17 protein-coding genes and 1 rRNA gene are annotated in these 15038 nt (G+C 60.9%); 7 read left to right on the forward strand and 11 right to left on the reverse strand.

Features of this window, described 5'->3' with window-relative positions:
* The first annotated feature begins 27 nt into the window (after positions 1 to 27).
* The gene (locus tag VLL26_RS08245; protein WP_342318619.1) at positions 28 to 1980 is read left to right on the forward strand and encodes an alpha/beta-hydrolase family protein; all 1953 of its coding nucleotides are present in this window, start codon (positions 28 to 30) and stop codon (positions 1978 to 1980) included.
* A 1-nt stretch (position 1981) separates the two neighbouring features.
* Here the strand turns inward: VLL26_RS08245 and msrA are convergent, their stop codons facing one another.
* Positions 1982 to 2629 (reverse strand): peptide-methionine (S)-S-oxide reductase MsrA, encoded by a 648-nt coding sequence (gene msrA, locus VLL26_RS08250; RefSeq protein WP_342318620.1) that lies wholly within the window; start codon positions 2627 to 2629, stop codon positions 1982 to 1984.
* Positions 2630 to 2767: 138 nt separating this feature from the next.
* On the opposite strand from msrA, the gene VLL26_RS08255 reads away from it, so the two are divergent.
* Both VLL26_RS08255 and VLL26_RS08260 read left to right on the forward strand, forming a co-directional pair.
* Positions 2768 to 3370: a superoxide dismutase gene (locus tag VLL26_RS08255; RefSeq protein ID WP_342318621.1), complete on the forward strand. Its 603-nt coding sequence runs from the start codon at positions 2768 to 2770 to the stop codon at positions 3368 to 3370.
* Positions 3371 to 3488: 118 nt separating this feature from the next.
* Entirely contained in the window at positions 3489 to 4652 is a 1164-nt protein-coding gene (locus VLL26_RS08260; RefSeq protein WP_425292311.1) for an MFS transporter, read from the forward strand.
* Here VLL26_RS08260 and VLL26_RS08265 read toward each other — a convergent pair.
* On the reverse strand, positions 4649 to 6124 hold the full coding sequence (locus VLL26_RS08265) for a TM0106 family RecB-like putative nuclease (protein ID WP_425292312.1): 1476 nt from the start codon (positions 6122 to 6124) through the stop codon (positions 4649 to 4651). The genes VLL26_RS08260 and VLL26_RS08265 overlap by 4 nt on opposite strands.
* Before the next feature lie 97 nt (positions 6125 to 6221).
* On the opposite strand from VLL26_RS08265, the gene VLL26_RS08270 reads away from it, so the two are divergent.
* Positions 6222 to 6857, forward strand: coding sequence for a DUF6474 family protein (locus VLL26_RS08270; protein ID WP_342318624.1), 636 nt, complete (start codon positions 6222 to 6224; stop codon positions 6855 to 6857).
* On the opposite strand, the gene VLL26_RS08275 is transcribed toward VLL26_RS08270, so the two are convergent.
* Entirely contained in the window at positions 6854 to 7492 is a 639-nt protein-coding gene (locus tag VLL26_RS08275; protein ID WP_342318625.1) for a response regulator transcription factor, read from the reverse strand. The two genes, VLL26_RS08270 and VLL26_RS08275, sit on opposite strands and share 4 nt — an antisense overlap.
* The gene (locus VLL26_RS08280) at positions 7492 to 8730 is read right to left on the reverse strand and encodes a sensor histidine kinase (RefSeq protein WP_342318626.1); all 1239 of its coding nucleotides are present in this window, start codon (positions 8728 to 8730) and stop codon (positions 7492 to 7494) included. Before VLL26_RS08280 ends, VLL26_RS08275 begins: the two co-directional genes overlap by 1 nt.
* On the opposite strand from VLL26_RS08280, the gene VLL26_RS08285 reads away from it, so the two are divergent.
* Positions 8729 to 9295, forward strand: coding sequence for a DUF2020 domain-containing protein (locus VLL26_RS08285; RefSeq protein ID WP_342318627.1), 567 nt, complete (start codon positions 8729 to 8731; stop codon positions 9293 to 9295). The two genes, VLL26_RS08280 and VLL26_RS08285, sit on opposite strands and share 2 nt — an antisense overlap.
* Positions 9296 to 9304: 9 nt before the next feature.
* On the opposite strand, the gene VLL26_RS08290 is transcribed toward VLL26_RS08285, so the two are convergent.
* Positions 9305 to 9457, reverse strand: a complete 153-nt coding sequence (locus tag VLL26_RS08290) for a hypothetical protein (protein WP_342318628.1) — start codon at positions 9455 to 9457, stop codon at positions 9305 to 9307.
* Positions 9458 to 10264, reverse strand: a complete 807-nt coding sequence (locus VLL26_RS08295) for a class E sortase (protein WP_342318629.1) — start codon at positions 10262 to 10264, stop codon at positions 9458 to 9460.
* Positions 10265 to 10325: 61 nt separating this feature from the next.
* Here VLL26_RS08295 and yidC point away from each other — a divergent pair, with 61 nt between their 5' ends.
* The gene (yidC, locus tag VLL26_RS08300; protein ID WP_342318630.1) at positions 10326 to 11438 is read left to right on the forward strand and encodes a membrane protein insertase YidC; all 1113 of its coding nucleotides are present in this window, start codon (positions 10326 to 10328) and stop codon (positions 11436 to 11438) included.
* On the opposite strand, the gene VLL26_RS08305 is transcribed toward yidC, so the two are convergent.
* The 4 genes from VLL26_RS08305 to VLL26_RS08320 form a co-directional block, all read right to left on the reverse strand.
* Positions 11426 to 12073 (reverse strand): TetR/AcrR family transcriptional regulator, encoded by a 648-nt coding sequence (locus VLL26_RS08305; protein WP_342318631.1) that lies wholly within the window; start codon positions 12071 to 12073, stop codon positions 11426 to 11428. The two genes, yidC and VLL26_RS08305, sit on opposite strands and share 13 nt — an antisense overlap.
* Positions 12074 to 12206: 133 nt before the next feature.
* Complete coding sequence (locus VLL26_RS08310) at positions 12207 to 12473, reverse strand: GlsB/YeaQ/YmgE family stress response membrane protein (RefSeq protein WP_342318632.1); 267 nt, start codon at positions 12471 to 12473, stop codon at positions 12207 to 12209.
* A 115-nt stretch (positions 12474 to 12588) separates the two neighbouring features.
* Entirely contained in the window at positions 12589 to 13482 is an 894-nt protein-coding gene (locus VLL26_RS08315) for a universal stress protein (protein ID WP_342318633.1), read from the reverse strand.
* Between the two features lie 151 nt (positions 13483 to 13633).
* Complete coding sequence (locus VLL26_RS08320) at positions 13634 to 13780, reverse strand: hypothetical protein (RefSeq protein WP_342318634.1); 147 nt, start codon at positions 13778 to 13780, stop codon at positions 13634 to 13636.
* Between the two features lie 20 nt (positions 13781 to 13800).
* Here VLL26_RS08320 and VLL26_RS08325 point away from each other — a divergent pair, with 20 nt between their 5' ends.
* Positions 13801 to 14727, forward strand: coding sequence for a pseudouridine synthase (locus VLL26_RS08325; RefSeq protein WP_342318635.1), 927 nt, complete (start codon positions 13801 to 13803; stop codon positions 14725 to 14727).
* Between the two features lie 60 nt (positions 14728 to 14787).
* Here VLL26_RS08325 and rrf read toward each other — a convergent pair.
* Positions 14788 to 14906: ribosomal RNA gene (rrf, locus tag VLL26_RS08330) — 5S ribosomal RNA — on the reverse strand.
* Positions 14907 to 15038 lie beyond the last annotated feature (132 nt).

Below are 15038 nucleotides of genomic sequence, written 5' to 3' on the forward strand. Positions count from 1 at the left end.
CTGCGTGAGCGGGAAGGTTTTGCCACAATGGTTTCCATGGTTTCCCGCGGTGGCGTCGCACGGCTTGGCGCGGTGGCGCGAGAGCTAGTCGCCGCCACCCGTCCCGCCGACCTTTTGCCTTCGCGTGCTTTACGACGCGCCCGCCGCCGCTACTCCTTCAATCGGCATGGTTTGCTTACCGTGCCGCTGATGGCGGTGGAGGTGTGGGCGGATTTGACTCCGGTTGTGCGGATGCGGGGGCTGCGCCGGCTTCCCGATAATTTTGGTGCGGGTGTGTTGGGCGCTGAGGCGGCGACCTGGGGCGCTATCTCGCCTTCGCTTTTGCCGCATCCTTGGTGGGTGGTGGCGGCGAACGTGGCGATCTGCCAGGGGGTGGGGCACTTCGTCGGCTCGGTGCTCGGAGAGGTGCGCCGCTTGGCGGTGTTGGTGCCGGGCATCCATGTGCGTCCGCAGTTGCCGAAAAGCGCCAACACCGTGTTTCACCTGGGAATGAGCGTGGTGTCTGTGACCACTTTTGCGCTTTCTCGGCGTCGTCACATCAACCAGGTGGAGATGGTGGGATTCGCCTTCGACTACCGCTTGAGTTCCCTGCTCACGGGCGTGTCTGTAGGCACTTTGGGCTACGGGGCGTTGCTGGCCGTCGGTGAGGCGTTGCAGGTGTTGGTAGACCTTTTGAATTTTTTGTTGGGCAAGCGGTTGCCGCCGGTGACCTCGCTACCTTTGGCGGTTCTCGGCGGGGCTGGCCTGGCCTTTTTATTTACCGACCGGGTGGTGCTGCGAAATTTCCTGTCGCGGGTTTATCGCAATGCCGAGGAGTTGGACCGTGAGTTTTTGCCCGGCGCGCCGCGCCCTTTCGAGCCGGAGCGTTCGGGGTCGCTGGCGTCGCTGGAGTCGTGGCGGCGGATGGGGCGGCAGGGCCGCGCTGTGGTGGCGGGTGGGCCTCGCGCCCGCGACATAGAGCAGGTGCTGGGCATTCCCGGTGAGGCGGGCGAGCCGATCCGTATTTTTATCGGGCTGGGCAAAAGGCGCACTACCGAGATGATGGTTAAGCGGGCTTTGGAGGAGATGGATCGGACCGGCGCTTGGTCGCGCTCGCACCTGGCGGTGATGTCCTCGGCGGGTTCAGGGTGGATTAACGACTTTCACACTTCCGGCTTTGAGTTCATCGGCCGGGGGGATACGGCGATTGTGGCTATGCAGTATTCATATTTGCCTTCCGCTTACTCGTACCTGGCGGATCGCGAGTCGCCGACCCGTTCGGCGCGTATGCTGCTGGAGGCAATCCGGGATCGTCTGTCGGAGATGCCGGAAAAGGATCGCCCGCGTCTCTATGTTGGTGGCGAGTCCTTGGGCGCTTATGGAGTTTCAGACGCTTTCGACAGCGTCGACGATTTTCTTCAAAGTGTTGCTGGTGGGGTGTTTACCGGCGTGCCCGGCTTCGCGCGGATCCACAGCGCGCTGACCCGTTCACGCGACGAGGGCAGCCCGCAGCGCTTGCCGCTTATCGACGGCGGCCGCCACATCCGCTTCTGCGCCCACCCCAGCCACCTAAACCACGACTATTCCGGGGCCGCCTACGCCCATGAGTGGGAGCAGCCGCGCGCTGTGTTTGCCCAGCACGCCTCCGATCCGGTTGTGTGGTGGGACTGGTCGCTGGCGTGGCGCGCCCCCGATTGGCTCAAGGAACCAGGCTCGCGCGGGGTGCCTGCGCCGCGCGCGCAGCTTCTCGACGTCCCCTATACACTGCGCTGGTTTCCTTTTATTACCTTCTGGCAGGTCGGCATCGACCAGCTTTCTTCCCAAAGTTGCCCCTCGCCTCACGGGCACAATTACCACGACGAGACCGTCTCCTACTGGGCTGCGGTGATGGGCGCTGATTTGCCGGCGTCCACGCTGCACCGCATCAGCCTGTGGATCCACCGCGACGCGACGAAGCTGCGCCGCCCCGCGGTGATGAAGCGGGTGAAGTTCAACTACTGAACTAAATGCCGCAGGCAATTCCGGTGGAGTGGTGTGGGCAGTAGCCGTTGGGCACCTTATGCAGGTACTGCTGGTGCTCGTCTTCGGCCAGGTAGTAGCTCACATCGGCGCCGACCTCCGTGGTGATCTCACCGTACCCGGCGGCTTGCAGTTGCCGGCCGTACTCGGCAACCCATTGGCGGATTAGTTCGGCTTCTTCCTCGCTATCGGTATAAAACGCGGAGCGGTACTGGGTGCCGGTGTCGTTGCCCTGCCGGAAGCCTTGGGTTGGGTCGTGAGCCTCCAACCCGGCGCGCACCAGGTCTTTCATGCTGATCGTCTCCGGGTCGTAGACCACTTCCACCAGTTCGACGTGGTTGGTGGCCCCGGAGCAGACTTCGCGGTAGGTCGGGTTCGGGGTGAGACCGCCGCCATAGCCGACGGAGGTTGATTCAACACCGTCCATTTGCCAGTACATCTTCTCCACGCCCCAGAAGCAGCCAAGCCCGATGAGCAGTCGCTTTTGGCCTTCGCGCCAGGGCCCAGTGAGCGGGGTGCCCAGCACTGCGTGTGGGCGGGGCTGCGCAAGGACAGGTTCGTTGCGTCCGGGCAAGGCCTGGGAGGCGTCGACAAGCTGAGGCTTCGGTCCAAGTCCGTAAAGAAATCCCATGTCCGAACAAACGCCTCAGAGCGGGTAATAATTCCCGCAACACAGAAATGTTGATAATTAAACAAAAATCATTGCGGCGGAAACAAAAGTGTCTATGATGGGCCTCGTTAGCAATTCCACAACGAAAGGAACACCAAAATGTCTGTTTACACACTTCCCGAACTCGACTACGACTACAACGCGCTTGAGCCCCATATCTCCGCGGAGATCATGGAGCTGCACCACTCCAAGCACCACGCCACTTATGTCAAGGGCGCCAACAGCGCCCTCGAAGCCCTCGAAGCCGAGCGCAACGGCGAAGCCAACCCGGACAAGCTGCGCGCCCTGTCCAAGAACCTAGCCTTCAACTTGGGCGGCCACACCAACCACTCCATTTTCTGGAAGAACATGACCCCGAATGGTGGCGGCGCCCCGACCGGCGAGATCGCTTCCGCCATCGAACGCGACTTCGGCTCTTTTGAGAAGTTCCAGGCCCAGTTCGAGGGCGTGGCAACTTCCCTCCAGGGCTCCGGCTGGGCTGTTTTGGGCTACGACCACATTGCCGGCCGCCTCATCATCCAGCAGATGACCGACCAGCAGGGCAACATCTCCGTCGATTTCACCCCGCTGCTCATGCTGGACATGTGGGAGCACGCCTACTACCTGCAGTACAAAAACGTCAAGGCTGACTACGCCAAGGCCTTTTGGAACGTCGTGAACTGGCAGGACGTCAACGAGCGCCTCGCCGCCGCATCCAAGTAAACGCCTCGCATTTTTGACAAGTGGGTTAGGGTCCCTCAACGGGCCCTAACCCACTTTTTCGGCCTTGGGCCCGGGGGCTACAATGACCTGCGCGAGAGGGAAGGACAAAGAGTTGAAGATCCGCTCAGGCACGCCCGAGTTCCGGCGCGCGCAGCTAGCGTTGCTCGCAGTGGGGCTGGCCATCTTTAACTCCCTCTATTCCACCCAGGCGCTGCTGCCGGTATTTACCACAGAGCTCGGCGTGCCGCCCGGCACCGCCGCCTTGACAGTCTCCGCCGCCACCGGTGCGCTCGCTCTTTTCGTCATCCCCTTTTCTATCTTGTCGGAAAAATACGGCCGCGGGCGGATCATCTTAATCTCCGCTCCCGCCGCGGCAATAGTCGGCATGTGCCTGCCGCTCAGCCAAACCGCAGCCCAGCTCATCGCCCTGCGCGCACTGCAGGGCGCGCTGATCGCCGGTACACCCGCGGTAGCCATGACCTGGCTTTCTGAGGAACTTGACCGGCGCGACCTCGCCGGCGCCATGGGCCTTTATATTGCCGGTACCTCCATCGGGGGCCTGACCGGCAGGCTCATCCCCGCCGCCACCTTGGTGTTCGCTTCCTGGCGGTGGGCGCTGTTTGCCACCTCCGCTTTCGCCCTTTTCCTTTCCTTGTTGGTGATGGTGCTTTTGCCCCGGCAACGCAACTTCGTACCCAAAGACAGCATCCGCCCTGGCGTGGAGGTCCGTGCTGTGTTGCAGCACCTGACCAATCCCCGTCTTGTAGGCCTGTACGCCACTGCCTTCATCGGCATGGGCGTATTCGTCTCCCTCTACAATTACTTCGGCTACCGAGCTATCGCGCACTTCGGCCTCCCGCCGGCGCTGGCCGGCCTAGCCTTCGTGATGTATCTTTCCGGCACGTTTTCCTCCGCCCGCGCCGGGGTGTTTGTCACCCGCTACGGCCGCGGCTGGGTGGTGCTGGCCTCGGCCGCGCTCATGCTTTTCGGGGTGCTGGTGGTGATGGTGTCGAACCTGTGGGTAGCGCTGTTCGGCATGTTGGTGTTCACAGCGAGCTTTTTCGCCATGCACTCCACCGCCTCCGGGTGGGTCGGTGTGCTCGCCGAGCACGACCGCGCCGAGGCTTCCTCCCTGTACGTGTTCAGCTACTACATGGGTTCTTCGATCGTGGGCGCGGCCACAGGCGCTGCCTTTTCCGGTTTGCCATGGGCCGGGTTCATCGCAGTGCTCGCCGCCCTCCTCACAGCCCTCGTCGCGGTGGCGGCAGCGCTTATGCGCTAAATCTCGGGTACTCCCGGCGCACCGGCAGCGATAAAATCCCGCACCGCGCGGGTGGCGCGGCAATCGTCCTCGTTGTAGCGCAACAGCATCTCCCGGGCGTTGTGGTCCCCGCCGCGCGCCGCCAAACGCAACGCGACGGAGCGCTCCCCGTCGACGTTGTCATCTTCCCAAAGAAAACCAGCGACAGGGCCTAACACTTTCAATCCCAACCCTTCCGTGCCCACCAGGTTGCGGCGACAGTAGGCGAAAACATCGACCCACTCATCGGAGGCTATGAAACGCTGCACATCCTCCAAGTCGACGGACCCGAAGCGCTCCGCCGAGGACTTCAACCAGTGGTTTTCCCCTCCCGCTGCGTAGCAGTAGGCCGCGAAAGTCTTGCCCATGTCGTGGGCGGAAGCGCGAACGTCCATCAGCCAGGTCCAAAACGCGCGGAAATTTGCTTCCTCCGCCTGCGTGCCTACCTCCTCCCAGGTGACGAAAGCGTGGTAGACCTCGCCGTCGAAAGCGCCCCACAGGTACGCCCCTTGGTCCAGGTAAGCCTCCATGTCCACATCAATTTCTACATCCGCGCGCGGAATGTCCGGCCCTCCTGCCCGTTTCAACACGGGGATGCCTTCGCGCCAGGCCCGCGCCACCGTCGAAGGCTCTCCAAGATCTGCCTCGATGAGGTCAGCGACGGTGTTAATGCCACGCTCGCGCAGCGCGTCGGCACGCCCGCCGGGGTAGACCAGGGAGACTTCATCAAGTTCTCGCAGTCGTGGAGAGCACAGCGGCCAGAAACGGCACGAAGCGCACTGCTTCAACCGCAGCGGCTCTGTGGGGACCGGTGCCGCCAGCGCCTCCCGCAGCGGCGCGAGTTTGCGTTCGACATCCACCAAGTAGGCGCGGCCGCGATCCTGCCCGATCAGCGCGCCCTCGCCTGCCGACGCCTCCCCCAACAACGCATGCGCCAACGCCAAACGGTAACCATCCACCGTGTGGTTGCGTGCTCTGCCCTGCACCGCAATCGGCTGGCCCAAACTCAACCGCCCCGTCGGGATGAAAGAAATCTCCTGCCCTGCCTCGGTGGTACGCGCCACGCGGTGACTGGAAATCATCACCGGCAGATAGTGCGACCCTTGCCGGGCCAATATGTCAATCTCGGCCACCACATCTACACCGTCGATCGTGCCCGTGAGCAGGGCGTGGGTGATCAAGTCGGCACCGCGATGCATCGCCAGGCGGGTTGCCTTTTCCGATTCGGCAGGCCACGAGGGGTCCAGGTCAATGCGAGTAAAGCGGCGCGAGGAACCGTCGCCAAGCGCACGTTTGACGGGCAAGGCGGAAAAGACGGCGGCGCGGGCGGCGTCGATCAGCGGCTGGCGCTCCACCGCATCCGGCAGCGGCGGCACCTCCGGATACTTCAAGCGCTGCCGAAGCCGGTAGCGACACCCCACCAAATCCGAGGCGCGCACCACGACAGGTCCCATTTCAGCGCAGCTCACAACATCCCCAAGCCTACCGCCTCCAAGTAGGTAAAGTGGAACACCAATAAGCTACGCATAATTTTCAAGGAGCTCCTCCCCCATGGGAATTTTCAATACCATCCGCAAATACCGGGCAGCCACCAAGGCCGAGATTAAAGCTGCCCAAGCCCGCGCCCGGCAAACCGCGAAAGAGCAGGCGAAAACCGACCGCCGCACCGCGCAGCTTTTAGATAAAGCGGAAAAACGCCTCCTCAATGCCGAACAGAAGGGCCTGAAAGCCAAGCGTAAACACGAAAAAGAGCTAGCCAAAGCCCACCTCAAGCGCATCCAGGAATCCGGGCTGACCAAAAAGAAAGCGAAAAACGGTATCGGTGCCGCCCGTATCCTCATCCCCGTGCTCGCCCCTTTGGCCTACCGCGCATTGACCTCCTACCAGCAAAAGCGCATTCAAAGCCGCGCCAACTCCATGGGTCTGACCACCCAGGATTTAGCCCGCTACTCCGGTCTCGGTGCCGAGCTCAAGGCGCGTATCGAAGCAATCCGCGACAATGTCAAACACAACGAGGAGTTGAGCAACAGCTTCCGCAACGACCTCGAGGTGCGCCTGTCCGAGCTTGACCTTGCCGTGCGCAACGCCGAGCACATGAACCCCCAGCAGCAGCGCCTCGCGCACGACTCCATCGACCGCGAGATCACGGAGCTGACCCGCGAGATTCAGGAAAAGTCGAACTCCTAAAGGACACCCTGTTCACGGGCCGCGGCCACCGCTGAGGTCCGCGAGCGCACGCCCAGCTTGTCGTAAATGTGGACGAGGTGGGATTTCACCGTCGCCTCCGACAGCATCAGATCGTGGCCAATCTCACGGTTCGACGATCCCTGCGCCACCAACTGCAAAACTTGCAGCTCCCGCGGGGTCAGGGAGGACCGGGGCGCGCGCTCTCTCGTTTCAAGCCGCGTCTTGACCACTGGGCTCATCGCCTGGTCACCCTTTGCGCATGAGCGCACCGCCGCCAGCAGCTCCTCCGGTGGCGAATCTTTCAGCAAGTAACCCACCGCCCCGGCCTCGATCGCGCCGAGAATATCAGCGTCGGTGTCGTAGTTGGTCACCACCAACACCTTGGGTGGGTTTTCCATCGTGCGCCGAATCTCCGCGGTGGCTTCCGCACCCGAAGTGACGCGGCTGCCCTCTGGGCCCGCGCGGAAACGCAAATCCATGAGGATTACGTCTATGCCGCCGGCGCGGGCAGTTGAAATTGCACCTTCGGCCGTGGCTACCTCACCGACGACTACGATGTCATCGGCCTCGTCGAGCACGGCGCGCAGGCCCAAGCGGACGATTTCGTGGTCGTCCGCAAGCAAAACACGAATCATTAGTCGCTGCCCTCCTTTCGGTTGACATTACCGGGAACTGCCACCGAGACGGCTGTCGGGCCACCTGGTGCAGACTCAACCACCAACTGCCCACCGAGTTCCGCAGCGCGAGTGCGCATCGCATCCAACCCGAGGTGACCCATCCCGGTCTGCGAGGCGACCTGGTTATCCGGGTCGAAGCCACACCCGTTGTCCACCACGTCCAGTCGCACCTCGTCGCTTTCGTAGGTCAGCGTGAGACGGACCAGCGAAGCGCCGGAGTGCTTTGCTGCGTTTGACACCGCCCCCTGAGCGATGCGCAGCAGACCAGCCTCTGTGCGCATCGGCAACTGCACCGCCTCCCCGTCAGTTTCCACCTCAATGTCCATCTCCCCCGCGGCGCCGAAGTCAGTGGCGATGCGCCCCAAAGCCTGGCTTAGCGACGTCTCCTTCAAAGAGGCAGGCGTCAGTGCCGCGATGATCGCCCTCGTCTCCGCCAAGCTATTCGACGCCGCCCGGCGCGCCGTTTCCATCCGCCGCAGCGGTGCTTCCAGCTCCGCGGGATCTAGTGCGGTGGCACCTAAGTCCCGCTCAGCGGCGTGCAACAACATTTGGATACTTGATAAGCCCTGAGCGACAGTGTCGTGGATCTCGTGAGCCAGGCGCTCGCGCTCCTGGGCCACCCCGGCCTCACGCTCCGTCTCGGAGAGTTGTTCGCGGGTAGCGAGGAGCTCGTCGATAAGCTGCTGCCTTTCCTTGCTCACCCGTGCAATCGTCGTGAAAGCATAATTGGAGGCCACCACCACCAACGCCGACAAAACCGGACCGACGATTCCACCAAGGGTAAGCCCGGCCGGCCACTGCAAGCCGATTGCCACCCCCAAGCCGAGCGTGACCCACACCACGCCGATCCAGTTGTTGAAGGCGCGCAGGTAGACAAAAAACAAAGTAAACACCCAATACAGGGCCACCGCCGAAAACAGTGCATCGCTGATCCATACGCTGGTCAGCGCCATTAACCATAGGCAACGTCCGATTTGGCCCCACCGGTGCAACTCCACCATTCCGTAGAACAGGAGGAAAGAAAACACGGAAACCAACACAATGTGCAAAAGCACATAATCCAAAGGCAGACGCATAAGCTCAAGCAGCGAAATCACCAACAGTGACACGCTCAAAACCGTGATGCCTGTGTCAAGGGCCTTATTGTCCGGGACCTGCGCCGAGTTATCCTCCGCCAGCACTAGTCTTGAACTCATGCGCATTACCCTACCCACAGCCTTAGCTGTGGCTATCTTGCTCACCGGCTGTTCCTCGCACACGCCGCCGCAAACACCGCCTCCTGCGGCAACGCCAGCGCCGCAAGCCACTGCACCGGATCAGGGCTTGCCTATCGACGCGATGCCCACCGCCGACCGAAACGACCTCAGCAACTGCCCCTACTTAGACGCGGAGTGGGTGGCACAGACCAATGGCCAACGCGTCACCGGATCCGGCATTGACGAACGCTTCGACACCCCCGCCTGCCAGTTCTGGTCCTACCCGGAGGAGCCGCAGCTGACCGTGGTGGTGCGCCACATGACCAGCCCGGAGGAGGCCATGTCCGTGGTGGACTGGGCTGCGCCTATCGACGCCACCGGGCCCGCCGATAAACCCGCGGGGTGGAACGGGGGCCGCGCCGGCGGTGGGGATGTCCCCGGTTTCCCCGGCGCGATTTATTCCGTGGCGAAAGGCTCTGTAGCGGTGTCTGTGTGGAGCAATCAACAAGAATCGATCAAAGCCCAGGCGGTTGCTGAGCAGGTGATTGCAAACTTAGGGTTGTAACCGCTGGGTTTAGACAACCACATCGTTGTAGGGCATCTGCGCCGAAACCCAGGGGAAAACTACCTCCATAAGCAGGAAGAAAACCCCGACCAGCAGCGCAAGGACGATCAAGGTCTTGACTGCCGTCCCGCCGGGCAGGCAACGCCACAAAAGTGAATACATCTAGCTCACCTCCGTCAAAGCTTCAGGTGCCGGAGCCGGTTTTTCCACAACCTCGGTTTGCACCGCGTGGATGATCATGCGCTCCGCGTTGGAAAACTGCGGGTGGCACGTGGTCAAGGTGATCACTCCCTCAAGGGCCTCGCTGACTTCCACGGCGTTGTTTTCCGGCAAGGGATCAATGACGGAGACGTTGCTGGGCACTGTGATGTGTCGGCCTTTGACATGGGAGTAATCACCATGGGCGACGCGTTGCGTTTGGTCTTTATCCAAGCAGGATGCGGCTTCGGCGGCGCGCTCAGCCGGGTCGGACGACATGGGCATTACCCGGTAGGTCACCCACTCCTGCCGCGTCTCCACGACGATGGAGTCGCAGGAGTTGAGACGGCCGAGGTCGTTGAAGGGCGCGCCCTTTCCCACCCGGTGTCCGGCGACTGCGAAATTGCCCGGTTCGCCCGGCATTTGGGAATCTGGGTAGCGGCCCGGCCCGGCGAGTAGCTCCTTTTCTTCGACACCTTCGATGATGGCGAATTGGAAGTCCGGCCCGAAGGCTGGGATATACATGCGGGCGAAGGCGTCGCCCAACTCAATGGATTTCGCAGCGCGGGGGTTGACCCACTGCTGTTCAAGCTGTTCCTGCGCGGCTTTTTGCAGTTGCCCGGAGTGCACGTTGGTCCAAAAGGACTCGTAGAAGGCGAACAGGAGCAGCAGCGCCCCAATTGTCAAAAACAGCTCGCCAAGGATTTCACCTGAGGTGATGCGCCGGCGGTGTGGTTGCGCCGCCGGGACTGTGGGCGCGACTGATGGCATGGCTTAACATTAACCCAATCGAATCTTTAGTCCAACGCTCGCAAGAAATGGTGGTTCACGCGTGATCCAGGCGTTCGTCTATCCCGTCTCTGCGGTGATGAAGATGTGGCACTGGCTTTTGGAGACAATCCTGCACGTGCCCAGCTCGACCGCCTGGGTGGCCTCGGTGGTGCTGCTGGTGATCACGGTGCGTGCCTTGGTTTCGCCGCTGACGTGGATCAGCTATAAAACGGCCCGCCTGACCGTGGTGATGCGCCCCAAGCTCGCCGCGCTTGATGAGCAGTACGGCAAGGACATCACTCCTGAAGGGGTGCACCTGCATGAGCAGGAAACCAAACGAATCCATAAAGAGCACCGCTACAACCCTTTTGCGGGTTGTTTACCGGCGCTGCTCCAGATCCCTTTCTTCCTGGGTTTGTATCGCCTGCTTTTGTGGATGGCTGTGCCGGAGCGCCGAGGCGGTCATTCGCTGGGGGTTTTGTCTCCCGCCGATGTGGCCGCTTTTCAGGAAGCTTCTTTCCGGGGTGTTCCCCTCCCGGCCTATATGGCGATGTCGCAGGAACAGTTCGCGCACTTGGGGACCACGTTTTCCGATGTCCGCGCCCTTTCGATCCCGATGCTGGCCAGCGCGGTTTTCTTTACCACCTTCAACCTGGTCCTGTCGCAGTTGCGTACCCGCTCGACGCTGGAGTGGGACAACAAGAGCTCGCGGCGCGTCTACGAGATCATTTGGGTGTTCGTTTTCTTCGTTCCCCTGATGATCGCCTTGGCGGGTCTGTCTGGGCGCATCCCCATTGCGCTTTTGATTTATTGGTTTGTGGGTAACCTCTGGACACTGTGCCAGACGGTCGTGTTGTGGCAAATGCTGGTGCGCAAGCTTCCGCTTGACGACGACACCCGAGCCCTCATCGCCACTTCCCGCGAGAATATGCGTTGCGAGGTTCGCGAGCAGCGAGAAAAGAAGCGTTCCCGGCGCCGCCGCAAACTTTCTGTCGTGGCCCATCCCTCCAGCCTGGGGCAGGTGCGGCGCGAACTTGCTGCAGAGAAGGCCGCCGAGAGGCAGGCGGCGAAGGATTCGAAAGCGGAAAAAAGCGAGCTGGCCCGCAAACGCCGTGCGGCAAAGAAAGAGGCGCAGCGGCTCGCGAAGAATGCAGACGTTGATCAAATGGAGTAGTCGGCGGGTGGTTCGCCAAGGAGCTGCACGGCGAGCTCACGGGCTGTGGTCAGCGGGGAGGTGTTGCGCACGAAACGCGCGCCCGCCAGTCCGCCGTCGAGGAAGATCAGCAGTTGGCTGGCTTCGCCTTCGGAGTTGTATCCGTTTTTGGTGCGTAGAAGCTCCGCCATGGTGGTGCGCATCCACTCGCGGTGCTCGTGGCAGGTGGCCACGATCCGCTCCTCCGATTCCGTTTCCGGGCGCGGGTATTCGCTGGCCGCGTTGAAAAATGGGCTGCCGCGGTACCCTTTGCCTGGTTCTTCCTCGATCGCCATATCGAAAAACGCAAGAATCTTCTCATCCACTTCGTTCGCCACGGCGCTGCGTTGTTCCCAGCGTTCGCGGAACTCCTGGTCTTGGCGCTTCAGGTAGGCGATGACGAGGTTATCCTTGGAACCGAGTAGGGAGTATAGGGAGGCTTTGGCGACGTCTGCCTCACGCAGGATGCGGTCGATGCCGATCACACGGATGCCTTCTTCGGTAAACAGTTTCGTGGCGGCGTCGAGAAGCCGCTGCCGTGGGCTCGGGCGGTTGCGTCGCCGCGTGGTCGTCTTACGGGCGTTCGCTGCCGTCGATTGTGCGCCTGGGTTAGCCACGGATGTTTCTCTCCCTTGCTGCGATGTCGGACTTTCGCGTTACTTACAATGTAGACAAACCAGTCCGTATATACCAGTTTTGGGGACATAAAAAACCCGGTGCATGAGCACCGGGTCGAGCTAAAAGCTGGTCTTAGCGCCTGCGAGAGGTAATCAAGTTGACGATCCACAGCAGGAGCACCGCGCCGAGCAGACAGGTCAGGAAGCTGAAGAACATTCCGCCGCCTTCAACGTCCACATTGAACAGGCCGAGGACGAAACCGCCCAAGAAACCGCCGATAATGCCAACGACAATGTTGGCAAAGATGCCCATAGAAGCGTCGCGGTTCATGATCATTGAAGCAACCCAGCCAGCAATGCCGCCAATGACGATCCAACCGATGAAACCCAGAGTTGGCATGTTTATTATCCCTTCGATATATGTCTAGTTATTTACACTTCGATTATCCCCCATAAAGGAGGCTATGTCGAACACATTTACACATCAACGAGATAAACAATGCACAACAATTTCCCTACTCCACGGGTCGCACCACCATAATCGGGCACGGTGTAATCTGCAGCAGCGCCCGCGAAGTCGACCCAAGCAGCATCCCTTTGAAACCGCCACGCCCATGTGAACCGGTGACAAGCAACTGGGCACCCACAGCGGCTTCCGCCAGCGCATGGGCCGGACGTTCCCGGGCAATAATAGTTCTGACCTGCACGTCCGGGTGAGCCTCGACGCTTTCTTTCAGGTAGTCATCGAGCAGCACCTTCTTTTCCTTCTGGATTTCATCCCAGTAATCATCTGTGATGACAAAACCAGCGCCCGGGCTTTGCACCTGCGTGTCAATCCACGTGTGAACCGCGACCAGCTCAGCGCCGCGCGCTTGCGCCTCGTCGAAAGCCACAGCGGTGGCCTTACGAGAAACCTCGGAACCATCCACTCCCACAACGACAGGCCCGTACTTGTTGTCCTCGTTAATCGCGTTGTCCTCCCGCACAACCACCACGGGACAGTCCGCGTGCGAAACAACTGCGTTGGACACGGAACCCAAAACCATGCCCGACAAACCACCCAAGCCGCGCGATCCCATCACGATAATTGTGGCTTCCTTCGACATCTCCAACAGCATGTCAATGGGGGAGCCCTCCGCCACGGCGTGCCCGATCATCAAATCGGGCGCAACCTCAAGAGCGATCCGCCGAGCGGAATCGATCTTCTCGATGGTTTCGCGCTGGAGGTCGTCGTAAAGCTCCTGCGGCGGAACCATACCCTCTGCATAGAGGAACTGCGGCATGGTGTAGCTGGCGGCCAGGCGCAACGGGATGCCGCGCTTGGTGGCGGTGTTCGCGGCCCAACGAACTGCATTATCAGACGCAGGGCTTCCATCGACGGCAACTACGACGATATCTTCGCGTGACATACTCGCCCCTTTCCCGGGTTCCCCACCGGAAACCCCATCGAAGTTCAGTGCGCGCCCGCCGGTGGCGTGACGTGCCGCTTATAAACGGGGCTCACTGCGTACACCTTCACTCTACCGTCTCTAGCAACGCCACGAGAAAAGGATGAAAGCACTATTTAGGAATCTCAATCGGCGCAGCAGCATCCGAGTTCGACGGGTACAGCACGCCGTAAAGCGCCTGGATGACGTCCGCGATAATGGCGCCGATCCCCGCGGAAAAGAACTTCATTACCGGTTCCAAAATTGCAGCAAAATCCATGGGTCTAAACTTTACACCCGATGGCACGAAAGAAATCCGCTCACCCGCTTCCCCCACGCGGCGGGCTCTCCGCCAGCAGGGTACGCCTGCCCGGAACCGAAGCGGTCACAGCATGGGAGTTCATTGAGCGCGTTATCGCCACACAGCGGCACAAACACCCGGATGACAACTCCTCAGCGCTGTCCAAACGCTTCCAAGACGGCGAAGTCGTGCTTCGCGACGGCACCCCGCTGAGCCCAACGACCCTCATAGCGCCTGGAACAGACGTTTTCTTCTACCGCCGCCCAGCGCCCGAGACTCCCGTGCCCTTTAACATTGAGACGCTCTACGAGGACGAAAACATCATGGTGGTGATCAAACCGCCTTTCTTGGCAACCATGCCACGGGCGGCCCACATCACGGAAACGGCGACGGTGCGTTTAAGGCGAGCAACTGGAAACGAGGAGCTCACTCCTGCCCACCGACTCGACCGGGAAACCCAAGGACTGTTGATGTTGACCAAACGCCGTGAAATACGCGGCGCTTACCAACAGCTTTTCGCCAATCGTGCGGTAGAAAAACGCTACGAGGCTATCGCGGCGGATCGCGGGCTTCGTGCACCCGCCACATGGCAGCATCACATTGTAAAAAAGCACGGCGATATCGCGGCAACTATCGTTGACAACGAACAACCCAACGCGCACACTGAGCTGCTTGCTGTCAGCCCGCTTAACGACGGCTCCGGCCTCGCCCGCTACGTCCTCGCGCCGGTCACGGGGCGTACCCACCAACTTCGTGTGCAGATGCATCACGCAGGCGTGCCAATTCTTCATGACGCGATCTATCCCGAGATAAGTCGGTGGGGCGAAGACGACTTCTCTCGGCCTTTGCAGCTTGCTAGTACCTCATTGAGGTTTGTTGATCCTTTAAGCGCCACCGAGCGTGAGTTCATCGCACCGGGATTGTAGTAAAAATGCCTCAACCCCCCTTTTGGTGTGAAGGGGGGTTGGGTTGTTGTGAAGTTGTTGGGTCGGCGGTAACTTACTCTCCCACATCCTTCCGGATGCAGTACCATCAGCGCGGGCGGGCTTAGCTTCCGGGTTCGGAATGGTGTCCGGGCGTTTCCCCGCCGCCATCAACCACCGACACATTTTGGGGATGTGTCCGTGCCTTTGTCGGGCAGTGGACCTTAATTGATTTATTGTTGTGGCTTATGTAGCAGACGTGGTGTGTCAGATACTGCATAGTGGACGCGTTTGTTGCATACAGAACTCTTCTT

The sequence above is a fragment of the Corynebacterium sp. BD556 genome (assembly GCF_038452275.1).
In the GTDB taxonomy this organism is placed as follows: Bacteria; Actinomycetota; Actinomycetes; order Mycobacteriales; family Mycobacteriaceae; genus Corynebacterium; species Corynebacterium mayonis.